Below are 17,629 nucleotides of genomic sequence, written 5' to 3' on the forward strand. Positions count from 1 at the left end.
GCTGGAAGTACTGGCTGAAATGCATCTCGCCGGAGCGGATGCGCTCGAAGAACGCCGACGCCTCCTGGGTGACGGCCGCCGCCAGCAGCCCCGCCGGCAGCAGCACGCTGACCACGATGACCACCAGCGTGCCGAACGCCGCCCAGCCGCGGCGGCCGCGGCACACCTGCACCGACCGGTCCTGCAGGGGGGAGAACACGATGGCCATGAAGACGGCCCAGGACACCGCGCCGCTGTACGGCCACAGGATCACCCCGAACAGCACCGTGACCACCATGACCAGCCCGATCAGGGCCTTGCTCTGCAGCAGCGGTGAATTGAGCGGTTCGGATTCGGTCATGGCGGCGCGTGCGGCAGAGCGTATCACCGGGGCCGCCGCGGCGCGGCCGCCCTGGCCCGAAAGAGCCGGCAGGCAGCCCGCCACGACGCCGCCGCGGCGGGTGGGCCGGCCGGCGCGGCCTGGCTCAGGGTTTCACGTAGTCGGACACGACCACCCACTTGCCGTCCTTGATCTGCGACAGCCGCGACAGGTCGCTGCCCAGGCGCTTGGTCGCGGTGAACGAACTGGGCGCCCCGCCGAACATGTCGGCCGGGAAGCTCATCGTGTCCATGGTCTTGACGAAGGTCTCGGTCGTGAGGTTCGGACCCGCCTTGCGCGCCGCCTGCACGAAGGCGTCGATGATCATGTAGCCGTACACCGAGAACACCGTCGGGTCCTCGTTGAACCTGGTCTTGTACTTGGCGGCCCAGAACCGGATCGGCTGCGACGCCTCGTCCAGGTACGGATGCTGCACGGTCATGGTGGCGTACAGGCCGTCCATGGCCTTGCCGCCCAGCTTGTGGATCAGGTCGGTGTAGGCGGCGCTGGAGCCCAGGAAGGTCGGATTGAAGCCGGTCTTGCGCGCCTCCGCGATGGTGCCGATGGTCTCGCGGATGATGGTGCCCAGCACCACCAGGTCGCAGCCCGAGGCCTTCATGCGCGCCACCTGCGACGAGAAATCGGTGGCGCCGCGCTTGAAGGTGGTCTTCTCCGCCACCTCCATGCCGATCGTCTTGAGGCCGGCTTCCGCGCCGCGCTGCACTTCCAGCCCGAAGTCGTCGTCCTGGTAGATCGTGCAGACCTTCCTGGCCCCCTTGTCCTTCACCATCTTGGGCAGCGCGATGCGGACCTGGTCGTAGTAGGTCGCCGCGAAGGAGTACTTGAGCCTGTGCAGCGGCTCGTACATCTCGCGCGCCGCCGTGATCGGGAAGAAGTTGACGACGTTCTTGTCGAACTGCACCGGCATCGCCGCCATGTTCTGGGCCGTGCCGATGTGCCCGGCCATGATGAAGATCTTGTCCTGGTTGACCAGCTTCTGGGCCGCCAGCACCGCCTTCTTCGGGTCGTAGCCGTCGTCCTCCACGGCCAGCCGCAGCTTGCGGCCGTGGATGCCGCCCTGCTCGTTGGCCTCGTCGATGCGCAGCTGCATGCCGTTGCGCGCCTGCTTGCCGTAGCCGGCCAGCGGCCCGGAGAGGTCCTGGATCGTGCCGATCAGGATCTCGCTCCTGGTGACGCCCTGCTGCTGGGCGAGGGCCGGCAGCCAGCACAGCGCGGCGGCGGCCAGGGTGGCGGTGAGCTTGGGTTTCATCGATCCTCTCCTTGGTTGAACCCGGTCATCGGTACATGGCGTCGATCTGCGGCGCGTACTTGCGCTGCACCAGCTTGCGCTTGAGCTTCATGGTGGGCGTCAGCTCCTCGTCCTCGGCGGTGAGCTGCGTGTCCAGCAGGAAGAACTTCTTGATCTGCTCGACCCGCGCGAACTGGCGGTTCACCCGGTCGATCTCGCCCTGGATCAGCGCCTGCACCTGCGGCGTGCGCGTCAGGCTGGCGTAGTTGCTGAACGGCACGTCGTGGTCCTGGGCGTACTTCTCGACGTTCTCCTGGTCGACCATCACGATGGCGGTGAGATACGGCCGCTGGTCGCCGATCACCACCGCGTCGGTGATGTAGGGCGAGAACTTCAGTTCGTTTTCCAGCTCGCTGGGCGTGATGTTCTTGCCGCCGGCCGTGACGATGATGTCCTTCATCCGGTCGGTGATGCGAAAGAAGCCTTCCTCGTCCACCACGCCGACGTCGCCGGTGTGCAGCCAGCCGTCGGCGTCGATCGCCTCGCGGGTCTGCTCGGGCTGGTTCAGATAGCCCATGAACACGTTCTCGCCGCGCACCAGGATCTCGCCGGTGCCGGGGGCGAGCCGCACCTCGTTGTAGGACGCGGCCGGGCCGATGCTGCCGGGCTTGATGCGCGTGACCGGCACGCCGGTGGCGGCGCCGCAGGATTCGGTCATGCCCCAGACCTCCAGCATCGGCACGCCCAGCGCCAGGTACCACTTCACCAGCTCGGGCGAGATCGGTGCCGCGCCGGTGACCAGGAAGCGCGAGCGGTGGATGCCGATCAGCTTGCGCACGTTGTCCAGGACCAGCCGGCGGGCGAGCGCGAACCGGAACTTGTCGAACCCGTCCACTGGCCGGCCGGCGAGCACCTGCTCCGCGATGCGGGCGCCGACGCCGATCGCCCAGGCATACGCGGCCTGCTGCAGCGGGCTGGCTTCCTTCAGCGCGATCATCACGCCCGAATAGAACTTCTCCCAGACCCGCGGCACGGCGGTGAGGACCGTCGGCGCGATCTCGCGCACGTTCTCCGGCACCGTCTCGGGGTTCTCCACGAAATTGAGCACGGCGCCGGTGTACATCGAGAAGTACTCGCCCCCCAGGCGCTCGGCGATGTGGCACAGCGGCAGGAAGCACATGCACTCGTCACGGTCGGTGCGCGCGATCAGCGTGTTGTAGCCGCGCACGGTGTAGACCAGCCCGCGGTGGCTGTGCATCGCGCCTTTCGGCCTGCCCGTGGTGCCCGACGTGTACACGAGGATCGCGAGCTGTTCGGGCCGGCAGGCCTGCACCCGCTGCGCCAGCGCGTCGGGATGGGCCTGGTTCCAGGCGCGGCCGAGGGCGCGCAACCGGTCCAGGCCGATGACGCCGGGGTCGTCCAGGTCGCGCAGGCCCTTCATGTCGAAGACGACGATCTGGCGCAGCTTCGGCAGGCGCGGCCGGACTGCCAGCGCCTTGTCCAGCTGCTCGTCGTCCTCGGCGAACAGGATGCTGGTGCCCGAGTCCTCGCACAGGTAGTGCACCTGCGCGGGCGAGTCGGTGGGGTAGATGCCGTTGGAGACGCCGCCGCAGCTGAGCACGGCCAGGTCGGCCAGCACCCATTCCACCTCGGTGTTGGCGAGGATCGACGCGGTGTCGCCCGGACCGAAACCAAGATGCATCAGGCCGCCCGCGATCTCGCGCACCGCCTCGCCGGTCTGCGCCCAGCTCCAGCTGCGCCACAGGCCCAGCTCCTTTTGCCGCAGCCAGACCCGGTCGCCGCGCTGCTGCACGGCGTTCCAGAAGATCGCCGGAATGGTGTCGCCGGCGACGACGATCCGCGTGTCGGGCCGCATGGCCGACACGTTCCAGAGCGTGCTCATGCCGTTCTCATCGCCACATCTTCCTCTTCTTCCAGCGCCGCTCGCCGCGCACGCCGCTTTCCTTCATGCCCAGATAGAACTCGCGGATGTCTTCCTTCTCGCGCAGGTGGGCGCAGGTGTCCTCCATCACGATGCGGCCGTTCTCCAGTACGTAGCCGTAGTCCGCCGCGTTCAGCGCCATGTTGGCGTTCTGCTCCACCAGCAGGATGGTGCTGCCGCGCTCGCGGTTGATCCGCACCACGATCTCGAAGATCTCGCGCGTCAGCTTGGGCGACAGCCCGAGGCTGGGTTCGTCCAGCAGGATCAGGTCGGGCGACGCCATCAGGGCGCGCGAGATCGCCAGCATCTGCTGCTGGCCGCCCGAGAGCAGGCCGGCTGGCTGGCCGGCGCGCTCCCGCAGGATCGGGAAGTAGGCGTGCACCGCCTCCAGGTCGCGCGCGACGCCGTCGCGGTCGCCGCGGGTGTAGGCCCCCATCAGCAGGTTGTCGCGCACGCTCAGCAGCGGGAAGACCTCCCGGCCCTCGGGCACGTGCGAAAGGCCCTGCTGCACGATGTACGCCGGGTCGCGCGCCGTGATCCGCTCGCCCTTGAACTCGATGCTGCCCTTGCGCGGATCGATGATCCCGGAGATCGTCTTCAGAATGGTCGTCTTGCCGGCGCCGTTGGCGCCCAGCACGGTGGCGATCTCGCCGCGCCGCACCTGCAGGCTGACGCCGCGGATCGCCTTGATCGGCCCGTAGGCCGATTCGACGTTCGACAAGCGCAGCACCGGCTGGTCGCTGACGGGCGGCGGGACGTGGCTCATCCGCGGCTCCGGCGCAGCGAAGTGACGTCGTCGACGCAGCCGAGGTAGGCCTCGATCACTCCGGGATGGTCCTGCACCTCGCGCGGCGTTCCGAGCGCCAGCACTTCGCCCTGGTTCATGGCCAGCACCCGGTCGGACACCTTCGACACCAGCGCCATGTCGTGCTCCACCATCAGCACGGTGATGCCCAGGTCGTCGCGGATGTCCTGGATCCAGAACGCCATGTCGTCCGTCTCCTCGACGTTCAGGCCGGACGAGGGCTCGTCCAGCAGCAGCAGCTTGGGCTCGGTGCACAGCGCCCGCGCCAGTTCGACCACCTTGCGCACGCCATACGGCAGGCCGGCGACGAGCGAATCGCGATGGTGCTGCAGCTCGAGGAACTCGATCACCCGTTCGACCTTCTCGCGCGCCTCGAGCTCGGCGCGCCGGGCTGCCGGCGTGAACAACAGATCGCTCCACAGCCCGGTGCGCCGGTGCGTGTGGCGGCCGATCAGCAGGTTGTGCAGCACGGTGGCGTGTTCGAACAGCTCGATGTTCTGGAAGGTGCGTGCGATGCCGAGCGCGGCGATGCGGTGCGGTGGCTGCTGCGTCAGCAGCCTGCCTTCGTACACCATGCTGCCGGCCGTGGGCTGGTAGATGCGGCTGATCAGGTTGAAGACCGTGGTCTTGCCGGCGCCGTTGGGGCCGATCAGCGTGAACACCTCGCCGCGGCGCACGTCGAAGCTCACGTTGTTGACGGCCAGCACGCCGCCGAAGCGCACGGCGAGGTCGCGCACCGAGAGCAGGGCATCCGGGCGCAGCTGGCCGGCCGGCGCGGCCGGACCATCCGGCGCATCCGATGGTTTCCGGGCAGCGGTCAGGACGTCGGCGCGCAAGGTGCCGATGCCGCTCATCGGACCCGCTCCGACTTCTGGAAGGTCTTCTGACGCTTGAACATGCCGCGGCGATAGAACGGAAAGAGCTGCAGGTAGGTGCGCACCTTGAGCCAGCGGCCGTACAGGCCCATCGGCTCGAACAGCACGAAGGCGATCAGCACCACGCCGTAGACCATGGCCTGCAGTCCGGGCGCCTGGCCGACGGCCGCGGGCAGCCAGTCCTTGCCGAGGGCGATGACCTGCGGCATCGAGATCAGGAAGATGGCGCCCAGGAACGCGCCGTGCACCGAGCCCAGTCCGCCGATCACCACCATCAGCAGCAGGTCGATCGACTGCAGGATGTTGAACTGGTCGGGCGAGATGAAGGTCAGCTTGTGCGCGTACAGCGCGCCGCCGAGTCCGGCCAGCGCGGCGGACAGCGCGAACGACAAGGTCTTGTAGCGGGCCAGCTGGATGCCCATGCTCTGGGCGGAAATCTCCGAGTCGCGGATCGCGACGAAGGCCCGGCCGGTCGGCGAGCGCAGCAGGTTGAGGATCGCCAGCGTGGCGGCCACCGTGATGGCCAGGCAGAGGAAATAGAAGCCGGCGCCGGAGCCGAGCGGCTGGCCCAGCAGGCTGGGCGCGGCCACGTGCAGGCCGGTGTTGCCCTTGGTCACCGACTCCCAGCGGGCCAGCACCTCCTCCACGATGAAGCCGAACGACAGGGTCGCGATGCCGAGGTAGATGCCTTTGACCCGCAGCGCCGGCAGGCCGACGACCACGCCGACGGCGGCGGAGAGCAGGGCGGCCAGCAGCAGCGCCAACGGGAACGGCCAGCCCATGTTCACCAGCACCGCCTCGGTGTACGCGCCGACGCCGAGGAAGGCCGCGTGCCCGATCGAGAACAGGCCCGTGAAGCCGGCGAGCAGCATCAGCCCCAGGCCCACGATCGAGTAGATCAGCACGAAGGTGAGCTGGGCCAGCCAGTATTCGGCGAACAGCCAGGGCGCCGCCAGCAGCGCCAGCGCCAGCGTGCCGTACCAGAACAGATGGCCGCCATGCTTGGCCAGCCTGATGTCCTGGGCGTAGTCGGTCTTGAAGATGAAGCGCATCTCAGACCTTCTTGGCGACGCGCTCGCCGAACAGGCCGTTGGGCCGCAGCATCAGCATCAGCAGCACGACGATGTAGGCGGCCGTGTCCTTGAAGCCCTGGGGCAGGTAGAAGCCGGACAGCGATTCGACGATGCCGATGGTCAGCCCGCCGACGATGGCCCCGGGCAGGCTGCCGAAGCCGCCGACCACCGCCGCCGGAAAGGCCTTCAGCCCGATGAACCCCATGTTGGCGTGCACGAACGTGATCGGCGCCAGCAGCAGGCCGGCCACCGCGGCGACCGCCGAGGCCAGGCCCCAGACCAGCCCGTTGAGCTTCTTGACCGGGATGCCCATGTAATAGGCCGCCAGCTGGTTTTGCGACGCCGCCTGCATGGCGACGCCGATCTTGCTGTAGCGGAACAGCGCGAACAGCAGCAGGCACAGGGCCGCCGTCGCGCCGATCACCACCATCTGCTCGACGTTGAGCACCAGCGTGCCCAGGTTCCAGGTCTGGTCCTTGTAGGGCACCGGCATGGTGTGCGTTTCGGTGCCGATGCCCGGCAGCATCGTGATCAGCCCGCGCGCGACGTAGCCGATGCCGATGGTGAGCATCACGATCGAGAAGGCCGGCTGGCCCAGGATCGGGCGCACGACGATGCGCTCGAGCAGGACGCCGAACAGGCCCATCGCCGCGATGGCGCTGGCGACCGCCAGCCAGAACGGGAAGCCGATGAACGTCATCGCCGCGAGGCCGCCGAAGGCGCCCAGCATCATCAGCTCGCCCTGGGCGAAGCTCACGGTTTCGGTGCCTTTGTAGATGAGCACGAAGCCCAGCGCGATCAGCCCGTAGATGCATCCTTGCGAGATGCCGCTGATCAGCAGTTGAACGAATTGCACCGGGCCTCCGCGAATACTTTCTGCCGCCTGTTATAGCTGGCGGCTTCGCGGTTTCTCTACAGGGTTCGCCCGTATGCGCGCGGCGTTGCCGACCGCGCTCACCGTGCGCATGGAACGGACCGTGCGCGTCGGGCAGCGCGACGCCATCGCCGTGGTGACGCCGGACCGGCCCGACGTGCGCAACGCAGCCGACGATGCGGGCCGACCGCATGAACGCGTACGAGCAATGGACCGGCCGCTGCCGCAGCCGCTACCAGCGGAGTGGGCGCGCGGCAGGCTGCGCCTGGGCGACGCCTTGGAGGGCGCCGCCGGCGCCGGCGGCCACGGGACGTTCTAGCCGGTCGCGCCCGGGCCGGCGCCGCGGCCCGGCTCCTGTGGCGGCAGCGGCCGCGGCCGGCCGTGCTCGTCGATCGCGACGTAGGTGAGGATGGCCTCCGTCACCTTCACGAACCGACCCTGCGTGTGGAAGCGTTCGGCCCACACTTCCACGTCCACGGTGACCGAGGTGCGGCCGATCCGGGTCACCTCGGCGAAGAACGACAGGATGTCGCCGACCCGCACCGGCTGCTTGAACACGAACTCCTTCACCGCCACCGTCGCCATCCGGCCCTTGGCGTGGCGGGCCGGCAGCACCGAGCCGGCCAGGTCGACCTGAGCCATGACCCAGCCGCCGAAGATGTCGCCGTTGGCATTGCTGTCCGCCGGCAGCGGAATCACCTTGAGGACCAGCTCCTTGTGCGTGGGCAGGCTGCCGGCGCCGACGCTTGAGTCTGTGGACATGGGCACAATCTCTCGAAACAGAACAACCGGATTGTCCCCGATGCGCCGCTCCGGCGACCGAATTTCGCTTCACACCGGCCTGGGCGCCGAGCCGCCCCGCACCCACACCGACTGGGCCACGCTGCGCCGCCTGCTGCCCTATCTGTGGGAATACAAGGGCCGGGTGATGGCCGCGCTGGCCTTCATGGTGCTGGCCAAGCTCGCCAACGTCGGGGTGCCGATCCTGCTGAAGAACCTGGTCGACACCATGAGTCCGGGCGGCGGACGGCCGGTGCCGGGGCTGCCGCCCGGCCAGCTGGGGACGGCGCTGCTGGCGGTTCCGGTCGGGCTGCTGCTCGCGTACGGCCTGCTGCGCCTGTCGACCACCCTGTTCACCGAGCTGCGCGAACTGGTGTTCGCCAAGGCGACCCATGGGGCGGCGCGGCGGATCGCGCTGGAGACGTTCGAACACCTGCATGCGCTGAGCCTGCGCTTTCACCTCGAGCGCCAGACCGGCGGCATGACGCGCGACATCGAGCGCGGCGTGCGCGGCATCGAGTCGCTGATCTCGTACTCGCTCTACAGCATCGTGCCGACCTTCATCGAGGTGGCGCTGGTGCTCACGATCCTGGGCGTGAAGTTCGACGCCTGGTTCGCCTGGATCACGGTCGCCGCGCTGGCGGCGTACGTCGCCTTCACCATCACGATCACCGAGTGGCGCACCAAGTTCCGGCGCGAAGCCAACGAATTCGACTCGGCCGCGCACGCGAAGGCGATCGATTCGCTGCTCAACTACGAGACCGTCAAGTACTTCAACAACGAGCGCTTCGAGGCCCAGCGCTACGACCGGAGCCTGGAGCAGCTGCGGCGCGCGCGCTTGAAGTCGCAGACCACCCTGTCGCTGCTCAACGCCGGCCAGCAGCTGATCATCGGTGTCGGCCTGGTGGCGATGCTGTGGCGCGCCACCGAGGGCGTGGTGGACGGGCGCATGACGATCGGCGACCTGGTGATGGTCAACGCCTTCATGATCCAGCTGTACATCCCGCTCAATTTCCTGGGCGTGCTGTACCGGGAGATCAAGCAGAGCCTGACCGATCTGGACAAGATGTTCGTCCTGATGGAAAAAGAGCGCGAGGTGGCGGACCGGCCGGGCGCGCGGCCGCTGGCTTTTCCGCCGCTGGCCGGCGACGGCGGCCGCGAGGCGGACCCGGCGGGCGGCGAGCGCATCGACAGCACCGTCCGCTTCGAGGACGTCAGTTTCGCCTACGAACGCGCCCGGCCCATCCTGCGCCATGTCAGCTTCGAGATTCCCGCCGGCAAGACGGTGGCGGTGGTCGGCCCGTCCGGCTCCGGCAAGAGCACGCTGGCGCGGCTGCTCTATCGCTTCTACGACGTCGGCATTCCCGGCGATCCGGGGGCGGCGGGCGGGCGCATCACCATCGCCGGCCAGGACATCCGCGACGTGACGCAGGCCAGCGTGCGGCAGGCGATCGGGATCGTGCCGCAGGACACGGTCCTGTTCAACGACACCATCGAATACAACATCGCCTACGGCCGGCCGGGGGCGACGCACGCCGAGATCGAGGACGCCGCGCGCGCGGCGCGCATCCACAGCTTCATCGCGGGCACGCCCAAGGGCTACGCGACGATGGTGGGCGAGCGCGGCCTGAAGCTGTCGGGCGGCGAGAAGCAGCGGGTGGCGATCGCCCGCACCCTGCTGAAGAACCCGCCGATCATGATCTTCGACGAGGCCACGTCGGCGCTGGACTCGGCGAACGAGCGGGCGATCCAGGCCGAGTTGAAGGGCGTGGCGCAGCACAAGACGACGCTCCTGATCGCGCACCGGCTGTCCACGGTGGTGGATGCCCACGAGATCCTGGTGCTCGACGCCGGCCGCATCGTCGAGCGCGGCCATCACCAGGAGCTGCTGGCCAAGGGCGGCCGGTACGCCGAGATGTGGTCGCTGCAGCAGCAGAGCGCGGATCGCTTCGAGGAGGTGATCGGGATGTAGCCGTGCGCCGCGACGTGGCATTCGCGGCGAGTCTGCGCTATCTTCCTTCGGTGACCTCCCGAGGCGGCGGGTCGCGCAACCAACAGGAGAAGGCCATGTCGAGCGTCGGCACCCACGAACCGTTCGAGCAACTGTCCGCCGAAGCGCGCGACATGCATCGCGCCATCGTGTCGCTCATGGAGGAGCTGGAGGCCGTGGACTGGTACAACCAGCGCGCGGATGTCTGCCGCCATCCCGAGCTCAAGGCCATCCTCGAGCACAACCGGGACGAGGAGAAGGAGCACGCCGCGATGCTGCTCGAGTGGATCCGGCGCAGCGACGCCAGGTTCTCGGGCCAGCTCAAGGACTATCTGTTCACCGACAAGCCGATCGCGCACCACGCCGCTGCGGCGGGCGACGAGCGCTGAACGCCGTCGCCCGGCCCGCCATCGGCGGCGCCTGCCGGCCCGAACCGAAGGGCCACAATACGTCGCGCATCGCGTCCCAACCAGTTCCAGGAGCACAGCCAGATGGCAATCGCGGGCCTCGTCGGCGGTCTCGGCCCCGAGTCGACGATCGATTACTACCGGCGCATCATCGCGGCGTGGGAGCGCGTGGATGCCGCCAGCGCGCCGGCGCTGGTGATCGACAGCCTCGACGTGCGGCGCGGCCTGCAGCTGGTCGCCGGCGATCGCGCGGGGCTCATCGAGTACCTGCTGTCCTCGCTGCGGCGGCTCGCCGGCGCCGGTGCGGAGTTCGCGGCGATCACGGCCAACACGCCGCACATCGTGTTCGACGAACTCGCCGCCCGCTCGCCGCTGCCGCTGGTGAGCATCGTCGAGGTCTGCGCCCGCGCCGCGCGGGCGCGCGGGCTGCGGCGGCTGGCGCTGCTGGGCACCCGCTTCACCATGGAGGCGCCGTTCTATCCGGCGGTGTTCGCCCGCCACGGCATCACCGTGCTGGCGCCGGCGGCCGACGACCGCGCCTGGATCCACGAGCGCTACGTCGGCGAACTGCTGCGGGGAGAGTTTCGCGACGGCACGCGGCGCGAGTTCGAGTCGCTCGCGACGCGCCTGCGCACGCAGGAACACATCGACGGCGTCATCCTCGGCGGCACCGAACTGCCGCTGCTGCTGGCCGGCGACGCCGTGGCCGGCTTGCCGGCGCTCGACACCACGGCGCTGCACGTCGCGGCGATCGTGGCGCGGCTGCGGTCCTCGGGAACGGCCGGCGGCTGACGGGAGCACGAAGCGCTCGCGGCGCGGCACCGTTCACGCCAGAATGCGCGCACTGGATGAAGGAGCTGACGTGGAAAGACGCACCGGTTCGTGCCACTGCGGAGCAGTCGTGTTCGAAGTCGAGCTGGCGCACGGCCTCGAGCAACTGCGCCGCTGCAACTGCTCGCTGTGCCGGCGCAAAGGCGCGGTGATGGCCAGCGTGCCCACCGATCGCCTGCGCATCGTGCAGGGCGCCGACCGGCTCACGCTGTACCAGTGGAACACCCGGCAGGCCCGCCACTATTTCTGCAGCGTCTGCGGCATCTACACCCACCACCAGCGCCGCAGCGTGCCGACCGAGTTCGGCTTCAACGTGGCCTGCCTGGAAGGGGTGGACCCGTACGCCCTGGGGCCGATCCCGGTCGGCAACGGTGCCTCGCAAAGTGTCGCGGGCCCGCCGGCGCGGCCCGGCTGAACCGCGGAAGGACCGCGTGCCCGCCCGTCGGCAACGTCGGGATTGGGCCAGTTGCCGGACCCCTGGTACGCGTTTATCCTCGCATGTGGGGCGCCCCGGCGGCGTAGAACGACCGCGCCCGCAGGGCAAGCCGGTCGATCTGCGCGGCCTGGCGCTCGCCGGCTGCGCCGCTTGCGGCCGGCTCGTCGGCCGGCCGCTGCCACCACGTGGGGGTGAACTCGATGATCTTCGGTCTGTTCAAACGCAAGCCCGCGGCCGTGCCGAAGCCCAAGCCGCGCCGCAAGACCAGGTCGGTGGGCGGCCCGGCCCTGCCGCCGGAGCCGAGCACCTTCGAAGTGACCGAAGGCAGCGACCAGACCGACTGGGCGTTGTGGGAAGACTCCGTCGCCATGCTCGACAGCCAGCTGCATTCGCTGCAGCCGTCGGTGAAGCTCTATCGCCACGAGCCCCAGACCGCCACCGAGTTCCAGGAGCTGGAGGCCTACGCGCGCGTCAAGCGCAAGGATCCCTGAGCGACGGCGCTGCTGGCCCCCGGCTGGCTTCGGCGGTCGGCGGCGGCGCGGCAACATCCCGGTGCGGCGCGGCACAATGGCGCGATCGCCACAGGGGAGAACCCGCCATGCCGACGACACCGGTCTTTCCGCTCGAAGGCGGCTGCGACTGCGGACGCGTGCGCTATCGCATGGAATCGGCGCCGCTCTTCGTGCACTGCTGCCACTGCCGATGGTGCCAGCGCGAGAGCGGCGCGGCCTTCGCGCTCAACGCCTTGATCGAGGCGGACCGCCTGACGCAGCTCGGCGAGCCGCCCGAAATCGTGCCGACGCCCTCGGCCAGCGGCGCGGGGCAGCGGATCGCGCGCTGTCCGCACTGCCGCATCGCCGTCTGGAGCCACTATTCGGGCGCTGGGCCGGTCCTGACCTTCGTGCGGGTGGGCACGCTCGACATGCCGGACCAGCTGCCGCCCGACATCCACATCTTCACCGCGTCCAAGCAGCCGTGGTTCACGTTGCCGCCCGACACCCCGGCGGTGCCGGCGTACTACCGTCGTGACGACCACTGGCCCGCCGCCAGCCTGGCCCGCTTCGCGGCGCTGGCGCCGGCGATCCATGCTTATCAGACCGGGCGCGCAAAAGCCGGCTGAATGAAGTGCTCGGCGCGCGAGTCGCCGGCAGCCGCGGGGACGGCATGGTTGCTCGCCCCGCGGCTGGCGCGGCGGGCTAAGCTGCGGGGCATGATCCGCGTCCGCGACATCGACCACCTCGTCCTGCGCGTCAGCGACCTCGAGGGCATGCTGCGCTTCTACCGCGACGTGCTGGGCTGCGCGGTCGAGCGCCGGCGCGACGACCTCGGGCTGGTGCAGTTGCGCGCCGGCCGCGCCATGATCGACCTGGTGCCGGTCGACGGCCCGATCGGCCGCCGCGGCGGGGCGGCGCCGGGGGCCGCTGGCCGCAACCTCGATCACCTGTGCCTGCGCGTGGAACCGTTCGACGCGGACGCGATCCGGCGCGAGCTGCAGGCGCGGGGCATCGAGGCCGGGCCGGTCGAGATGCGCTACGGCGCGGAAGGCCAGGGGCCCTCGATCTACGTCGCCGATCCGGAAGGCAACGTCGTGGAACTCAAGGGACCGCCGGAGGCCGCATGACGACGCTGCCCAAGGTGCTGGCCTTCGACGTGTTCGGCACGGTCGTCGACTGGCACGGCAGCATCGCGCGCGAGGTCGATGCCTTGCAGCTCGGGGTGAGCGGCGACGAATTCGCGCTCGCCTGGCGCGCCGGCTACCAGCCGGCAATGCAGCGCGTGCGCTCGGGCGAACTCGGCTGGACGCTGATCGACGACCTGCACCGCCTGATCCTGGATGAACTGCTGGAGCGCTTCGGCATCCGGCATCTGGACGAAGCCACCAAGCGCCATCTCAACCGGGCCTGGCACCGGCTCGACCCCTGGCCCGACGCGGAGCCCGGGCTCTCCCGGTTGAAGGCGCAGTTCATGATCTGCACGTTGTCCAACGGCAACCTCGGCTTGCTGGCCGAGATGGCCAAGCGCGGCGGCCTGCCATGGGACTGCATCCTGTCGGCGGAGGTGTTCCGCGCCTACAAGCCGGATCCGGCGACCTATCTGGGCGTGGCGCGGGTGTTCGGCGTCCGGCCGCAGGACGTGATGCTGGTGGCAGCGCACCATGACGACCTGGCCGCGGCCCGCAGCTGCGGCCTGCGCACGGCGTACGTGGAACGGCCGCTGGAGTTCGGGGCCCGGCAGCCCAAGGACGTCTCGGCCCGCAGCGGGAACGAACTGCACGCGAAGGACCTGCTGGCGCTGGCGGAGCTGCTGGAGTGCTGAGCCGCGGCCGGCCCGCGGTCGGCGGCACCGGTCACGGCCCGACGGGATAATGTCGAGATGGAAACGAAATGGCTCGAGGATTTCGTCAGCCTCGCCGAAACCCGCAGCTTCAGCCGCTCGGCGCAGCTGCGCCACGTCACCCAGCCCGCGTTCTCGCGCCGCATCCAGGCCCTGGAAGCCTGGGCCGGCACCGACCTCGTCGACCGCAGCTCCTATCCGACCCGGCTCACGCCGGCCGGCGAGACGCTGTACGCCCAATCGATGGAGATGCTGCAGGCGCTGCAAAGCACCCGCGCGATGCTGCGCGGGCATTCGAGCGCCGCCCAGGACGTCATCGACTTCGCCGTGCCGCACACGCTGGCCTTCACCTTCTTCCCGCAATGGGTGTCGAGCCTGCGCGACCAGTTCGGTCCCATCAAGAGCCGCCTCAGCGCGCTCAACGTGCATGACGCCGCGATGCGGCTGGTGGAAGGCGGCTGCGACCTGCTGATCGCCTACCACCACGACGCCTTGCCGCTGCAGCTCGACCTCGAGCGCTACCAGATGGTGACGCTGGGCAAGGAGGTGCTGTCGCCGTACAGCAAGCCGGACGGCGACGCCGAGCCGATCTTCCGGCTGCCGGGCCGCGCCGGCCAGCCGGTGCCCTACCTCGGGTACGGACCCGGCGCCTATCTCGGCCGCATCACGGACCTGATCGTGCGCCAGTCGCGCACGCCCATCCACCTGGAGCGGGTCTACGAGACCGACATGGCCGAGGGCCTGCGGGTGATGGCGCTGGAAGGGCACGGCCTCGCCTTCCTGCCGCACAGCGCGGTGCAGAAGGATCTGCGGGCGCAGCGGCTGGTCAAGGCTGTCCCGGCCGAGCTGGCGGGACTGGAGATGACGATGGAAGTGCGGGCCTATCGCCAGCTGCCGAGCGCGCGCGAGCCGTCCAAGGGCGCGGCGCAGGCGCTCTGGGACTTCCTGGTCCACACCGCCCACTGAGGGGAGCGCCGAGGCGCCGGCGGGCGCCGCTCTGGGACAATCCGACGATGATCCAGGAAATCACCATCACCCGGCCGGACGACTGGCACCTGCACGTGCGCGACGGCGCGGCCATGAAGACCGTGGTGGCGCACTCGGCCGCGCAGTTCGGCCGCGCGGTCATCATGCCGAACCTGCGGCCGCCGATCACCACGGCCGCGCAGGCGGCCGCCTACCGCGAGCGCATCCTGGGCGCGCTGCCGCCGGAAGCGACCTTCCAGCCGCTGATGACGCTGTATCTCACCGACAACCTGCCGCCCGCGGAAATCGCGCGGGCCAAGGATGCCGGGGTGGTGGCCGTCAAGCTCTATCCGGCGGGCGCCACCACCAACAGCGACGCCGGGGTCACCGACCTGCGCAAGACCTATCCCACGCTGGAAGCGATGCAGCGGGCGGGCCTGCCGCTGCTGGTGCACGGCGAAGTGACCTCGCCCGAGATCGACCTGTTCGACCGCGAGGCGGTGTTCATCGACACCCAGCTGATCCCGCTGCGGCGCGACTTCCCCGAGCTGAAGATCGTGTTCGAGCACATCACCACGCGCGAGGCGGCGCAGTACGTGCACGGCGCCGATCGGTTCACGGCCGCGACGATCACGGCGCACCACCTGCTCTACAACCGCAACGCGCTCTTCACCGGCGGCATCCGGCCGCACTACTACTGCCTGCCCGTCCTCAAGCGCGAAGTGCACCGGCAGGCGCTGGTCGAAGCCGCCGCCTGCGGCAGTTCGAAGTTCTTCCTGGGCACCGACAGCGCGCCGCACCCGGCGCACCTGAAGGAGCACGCCAGCGGCTGCGCCGGCTGCTACACCGCGCATGCGGCGATGGAGCTGTACGCCGAAGCCTTCGACGCCGCCGGCGCGCTCGACCGCCTGGAGGGCTTCGCCAGCGTCCACGGCCCGGCGTTCTACGGCCTGCCGCGCAACGGCGGCACGATCACGCTGCGCCGCGAAACCTGGACGGTGCCCGAGAGCTATGCCTTCGGCGAGGCGCAGCTGAAACCCTTGCGCGCCGGCGAGCCGCTGCCGTGGCGGCTGGTGCCCGGGCCGGACGCCGCCTGATGGCCGCCGCCCAACGCACCGAGAAGCCGCCGCGGGTGGCGCTCCTCATCGACGCCGACAACTCGCCGGCCTCCAAGATCGACCTGATCCTCAACGAGCTGTCCACGTTCGGCGAGACCAGCATCCGGCGCGCCTACGGCAACTGGAAGAAGGCCGAGCTCAAGGGCTGGGAAGAAGTGCTGCACGAGCACGCGATCCGGCCGATCCAGCAGTTCGACTACTCCAAGGGCAAGAATGCCAGCGACATCGCGATGGTGATCGACGCGCTGGACCTGCTGTACACCGACAGCCCCGACGCCTTCGGCATCGTTTCCTCCGACGCCGACTTCACGCCGCTGGTCATGCATCTGCGGGCCAAGGGCGCCGCCGTCTACGGCTTCGGCGCGCGCAAGACGCCCGAACCGTTCGTCAATGCCTGCTCGCGCTTCCTGTTCCTCGACAAGCTGCAGCCCACGGCGGCAGAGCAGGAGGCCGAGGCCGAGCCCGGCGCCGCGCCGCAGGCGCCGCTGCGCGCCACGACCGCGCAGCTGAAACAGGATGCCAAGCTGGTGATGTTGCTGCGCAACGCGGTCGAGGCCGCGGCCGACGACGAGGGCTGGGCCCGCGTCGGTGCCGTCGGCAACCAGATCGCCAACCAGGCCTCGTTCGACCCGCGCAACTACGGCTACGCCACCCTCACCAAGCTGCTGGCGGCCACGCAGCTGTTCGACATGGCCGACGAGGGCCGGTCCACGGTGATGGTGCGCGACAAGCGGCTGGCCAAGGGCGGCCGGCACTGAGTCCGGGCATGTTCGCCGGCATCGACTGGCAAGCGCCGTGGTACGAGCCCTGGGGCGCGGCGGGCGGGCCCGTCGCGCGGCGCATCGCCGCCGGCGCGGGGGTGGCCGACGCGCTGAACGGGCAGGGCGCCGCGGTGCGCTTCGTCCCGCCGTCCGAGCTGCCGCCCGGGCGGGCCTACGAGCAGTTCATCTTCGAGCGGCGCGCCTGCCCCACGCGGGACAACCTGCACGACTTCTTCAACGGCCTGTGCTGGATCGCCATGCCGGGCACGAAAGCACGGCTGAACGAGCTGCAGGCGCAGCAGATCGCCCAGGCCGGCGTCGGCGCCGTGCGCGGCCCGGTGCGCGATGCGATCACCATCTTCGACGAGAACGGCGCCGTGCTGCAGGCGCCGCCGCCGCTGTGGGAGGCGCTGCTGGCGCGCCAGTGGCGGCGCCTGTTCGTGGAGCTGCGCGCGCTGTGGCGGCAGGCGCGGCTGACGATCGTCGGCCACGCCCTGCTGGAAAAGCTGGTGCAGCCGCGCAAGGACCTGACGGCCCACGTGCTGGCGCTGCCGGCGCCGGCCGGGCCGCTGCCGCAGGTCGACCGGTGGCTGGCCGGTGCGCTGACGCCGCCGCGCCTTGCCGCCAAGCCGTTCGCGCCGCTGCCGGTGCTGGGCGTGCCGGGCTGGTGGCCCGAAAACCAGAACTTTTCCTTTTATGATGACTCTTTCGTATTCCGTGCTGCGGGCACCAAGAAACTGAAAACGACAGCCCCGCCGGCGCCTCCTCGCCCTTGATTCGGCTGCGGCCGACCTCATCTGGGCGCGACGGGGGCGACCCCCAACAACGAC

Annotated in this window: 20 protein-coding genes and 1 pseudogene; 13 read left to right on the forward strand and 8 right to left on the reverse strand. The window is 69.7% G+C overall.

What is annotated here, in order from left to right; all coding sequences use genetic code 11:
- From VNT59_RS19570 to VNT59_RS19600, 7 genes and pseudogenes are all read right to left on the reverse strand, one after another.
- Positions 1-340, reverse strand: a pseudogene (locus VNT59_RS19570) (AI-2E family transporter); the annotation flags it as partial.
- Between the two features lie 124 nt (positions 341-464).
- On the reverse strand, positions 465-1,628 hold the full coding sequence (locus VNT59_RS19575) for an ABC transporter substrate-binding protein (RefSeq protein WP_325501241.1): 1,164 nt from the start codon (positions 1,626-1,628) through the stop codon (positions 465-467).
- Between the two features lie 25 nt (positions 1,629-1,653).
- A complete protein-coding gene (locus VNT59_RS19580) occupies positions 1,654-3,510 on the reverse strand; it encodes a long-chain fatty acid--CoA ligase (protein WP_325501243.1) in 1,857 nt (618 codons plus the stop codon).
- A 7-nt stretch (positions 3,511-3,517) separates the two neighbouring features.
- Positions 3,518-4,315: an ABC transporter ATP-binding protein gene (locus VNT59_RS19585; RefSeq protein WP_325501245.1), complete on the reverse strand. Its 798-nt coding sequence runs from the start codon at positions 4,313-4,315 to the stop codon at positions 3,518-3,520.
- A complete protein-coding gene (locus VNT59_RS19590; protein ID WP_325501306.1) occupies positions 4,312-5,115 on the reverse strand; it encodes an ABC transporter ATP-binding protein in 804 nt (267 codons plus the stop codon). Before VNT59_RS19590 ends, VNT59_RS19585 begins: the two co-directional genes overlap by 4 nt.
- An 89-nt stretch (positions 5,116-5,204) precedes the next feature.
- Positions 5,205-6,281: a branched-chain amino acid ABC transporter permease gene (locus VNT59_RS19595; RefSeq protein ID WP_325501247.1), complete on the reverse strand. Its 1,077-nt coding sequence runs from the start codon at positions 6,279-6,281 to the stop codon at positions 5,205-5,207.
- A gap of 1 nt (position 6,282) precedes the next feature.
- Entirely contained in the window at positions 6,283-7,158 is an 876-nt protein-coding gene (locus VNT59_RS19600; RefSeq protein WP_325501249.1) for a branched-chain amino acid ABC transporter permease, read from the reverse strand.
- 109 nt (positions 7,159-7,267) lie between these two features.
- Here VNT59_RS19600 and VNT59_RS19605 point away from each other — a divergent pair, with 109 nt between their 5' ends.
- Positions 7,268-7,495 (forward strand): hypothetical protein, encoded by a 228-nt coding sequence (locus tag VNT59_RS19605; protein ID WP_325501251.1) that lies wholly within the window; start codon positions 7,268-7,270, stop codon positions 7,493-7,495.
- On the opposite strand, the gene VNT59_RS19610 is transcribed toward VNT59_RS19605, so the two are convergent.
- Positions 7,492-7,938 carry an acyl-CoA thioesterase gene (locus tag VNT59_RS19610; protein ID WP_325501253.1) on the reverse strand — a complete coding sequence of 149 codons (447 nt, stop codon included), beginning with the start codon at positions 7,936-7,938 and terminating at the stop codon, positions 7,492-7,494. The genes VNT59_RS19605 and VNT59_RS19610 overlap by 4 nt on opposite strands.
- A 40-nt stretch (positions 7,939-7,978) precedes the next feature.
- Here VNT59_RS19610 and VNT59_RS19615 point away from each other — a divergent pair, with 40 nt between their 5' ends.
- From VNT59_RS19615 to VNT59_RS19670, 12 genes are all read left to right on the forward strand, one after another.
- Complete coding sequence (locus VNT59_RS19615; protein ID WP_325501255.1) at positions 7,979-9,928, forward strand: ABC transporter ATP-binding protein/permease; 1,950 nt, start codon at positions 7,979-7,981, stop codon at positions 9,926-9,928.
- 95 nt (positions 9,929-10,023) lie between these two features.
- Complete coding sequence (locus tag VNT59_RS19620) at positions 10,024-10,335, forward strand: ferritin-like domain-containing protein (protein ID WP_325501256.1); 312 nt, start codon at positions 10,024-10,026, stop codon at positions 10,333-10,335.
- Positions 10,336-10,437: 102 nt separating this feature from the next.
- The gene (locus VNT59_RS19625) at positions 10,438-11,145 is read left to right on the forward strand and encodes an aspartate/glutamate racemase family protein (protein ID WP_325501258.1); all 708 of its coding nucleotides are present in this window, start codon (positions 10,438-10,440) and stop codon (positions 11,143-11,145) included.
- A 43-nt stretch (positions 11,146-11,188) separates the two neighbouring features.
- A complete protein-coding gene (locus VNT59_RS19630; protein WP_414708423.1) occupies positions 11,189-11,599 on the forward strand; it encodes a GFA family protein in 411 nt (136 codons plus the stop codon).
- 212 nt (positions 11,600-11,811) lie between these two features.
- Positions 11,812-12,111, forward strand: a complete 300-nt coding sequence (locus VNT59_RS19635) for a hypothetical protein (RefSeq protein ID WP_325501262.1) — start codon at positions 11,812-11,814, stop codon at positions 12,109-12,111.
- A gap of 107 nt (positions 12,112-12,218) precedes the next feature.
- Positions 12,219-12,740 (forward strand): GFA family protein, encoded by a 522-nt coding sequence (locus VNT59_RS19640; protein WP_325501264.1) that lies wholly within the window; start codon positions 12,219-12,221, stop codon positions 12,738-12,740.
- Positions 12,741-12,830: 90 nt separating this feature from the next.
- Positions 12,831-13,241: a VOC family protein gene (locus VNT59_RS19645; protein ID WP_325501266.1), complete on the forward strand. Its 411-nt coding sequence runs from the start codon at positions 12,831-12,833 to the stop codon at positions 13,239-13,241.
- Complete coding sequence (locus VNT59_RS19650; protein WP_325501268.1) at positions 13,238-13,936, forward strand: haloacid dehalogenase type II; 699 nt, start codon at positions 13,238-13,240, stop codon at positions 13,934-13,936. The genes VNT59_RS19645 and VNT59_RS19650 overlap by 4 nt, the downstream gene beginning before the upstream one ends.
- Positions 13,937-13,993: 57 nt before the next feature.
- On the forward strand, positions 13,994-14,920 hold the full coding sequence (locus VNT59_RS19655; RefSeq protein WP_325501270.1) for a LysR family transcriptional regulator: 927 nt from the start codon (positions 13,994-13,996) through the stop codon (positions 14,918-14,920).
- Between the two features lie 47 nt (positions 14,921-14,967).
- The gene (gene pyrC, locus VNT59_RS19660; protein ID WP_325501272.1) at positions 14,968-16,017 is read left to right on the forward strand and encodes a dihydroorotase; all 1,050 of its coding nucleotides are present in this window, start codon (positions 14,968-14,970) and stop codon (positions 16,015-16,017) included.
- On the forward strand, positions 16,017-16,796 hold the full coding sequence (locus tag VNT59_RS19665; RefSeq protein ID WP_325501274.1) for an NYN domain-containing protein: 780 nt from the start codon (positions 16,017-16,019) through the stop codon (positions 16,794-16,796). Before pyrC ends, VNT59_RS19665 begins: the two co-directional genes overlap by 1 nt.
- An 8-nt stretch (positions 16,797-16,804) precedes the next feature.
- The gene (locus tag VNT59_RS19670) at positions 16,805-17,575 is read left to right on the forward strand and encodes a DUF3025 domain-containing protein (protein WP_325501276.1); all 771 of its coding nucleotides are present in this window, start codon (positions 16,805-16,807) and stop codon (positions 17,573-17,575) included.
- Positions 17,576-17,629 lie beyond the last annotated feature (54 nt).

The sequence above is a fragment of the Ramlibacter sp. genome, from assembly GCF_035554825.1.
GTDB lineage: Bacteria > Pseudomonadota > Gammaproteobacteria > Burkholderiales > Burkholderiaceae_C > Ramlibacter.

Excerpts from the sequence above, each read along its gene's own strand:
- VNT59_RS19575 (WP_325501241.1), bottom strand. The coding sequence starts at position 1,628 with ATGAAACCCAAGCTCACCGCCACCCTGGCCGCCGCCGCGCTGTGCTGG.
- VNT59_RS19580 (WP_325501243.1), bottom strand. The coding sequence starts at position 3,510 with ATGAGCACGCTCTGGAACGTGTCGGCCATGCGGCCCGACACGCGGATC.
- VNT59_RS19585 (WP_325501245.1), bottom strand. The coding sequence starts at position 4,315 with ATGAGCCACGTCCCGCCGCCCGTCAGCGACCAGCCGGTGCTGCGCTTG.
- VNT59_RS19595 (WP_325501247.1), bottom strand. The coding sequence starts at position 6,281 with ATGCGCTTCATCTTCAAGACCGACTACGCCCAGGACATCAGGCTGGCC.
- VNT59_RS19605 (WP_325501251.1), top strand. The coding sequence starts at position 7,268 with ATGGAACGGACCGTGCGCGTCGGGCAGCGCGACGCCATCGCCGTGGTG.
- VNT59_RS19610 (WP_325501253.1), bottom strand. The coding sequence starts at position 7,938 with ATGTCCACAGACTCAAGCGTCGGCGCCGGCAGCCTGCCCACGCACAAG.
- VNT59_RS19615 (WP_325501255.1), top strand. The coding sequence starts at position 7,979 with ATGCGCCGCTCCGGCGACCGAATTTCGCTTCACACCGGCCTGGGCGCC.
- VNT59_RS19620 (WP_325501256.1), top strand. The coding sequence starts at position 10,024 with ATGTCGAGCGTCGGCACCCACGAACCGTTCGAGCAACTGTCCGCCGAA.
- VNT59_RS19625 (WP_325501258.1), top strand. The coding sequence starts at position 10,438 with ATGGCAATCGCGGGCCTCGTCGGCGGTCTCGGCCCCGAGTCGACGATC.
- VNT59_RS19630 (WP_414708423.1), top strand. The coding sequence starts at position 11,189 with ATGCGCGCACTGGATGAAGGAGCTGACGTGGAAAGACGCACCGGTTCG.
- VNT59_RS19640 (WP_325501264.1), top strand. The coding sequence starts at position 12,219 with ATGCCGACGACACCGGTCTTTCCGCTCGAAGGCGGCTGCGACTGCGGA.
- VNT59_RS19645 (WP_325501266.1), top strand. The coding sequence starts at position 12,831 with ATGATCCGCGTCCGCGACATCGACCACCTCGTCCTGCGCGTCAGCGAC.
- VNT59_RS19650 (WP_325501268.1), top strand. The coding sequence starts at position 13,238 with ATGACGACGCTGCCCAAGGTGCTGGCCTTCGACGTGTTCGGCACGGTC.
- VNT59_RS19655 (WP_325501270.1), top strand. The coding sequence starts at position 13,994 with ATGGAAACGAAATGGCTCGAGGATTTCGTCAGCCTCGCCGAAACCCGC.
- pyrC (WP_325501272.1), top strand. The coding sequence starts at position 14,968 with ATGATCCAGGAAATCACCATCACCCGGCCGGACGACTGGCACCTGCAC.
- VNT59_RS19665 (WP_325501274.1), top strand. The coding sequence starts at position 16,017 with ATGGCCGCCGCCCAACGCACCGAGAAGCCGCCGCGGGTGGCGCTCCTC.
- VNT59_RS19670 (WP_325501276.1), top strand. The coding sequence starts at position 16,805 with ATGTTCGCCGGCATCGACTGGCAAGCGCCGTGGTACGAGCCCTGGGGC.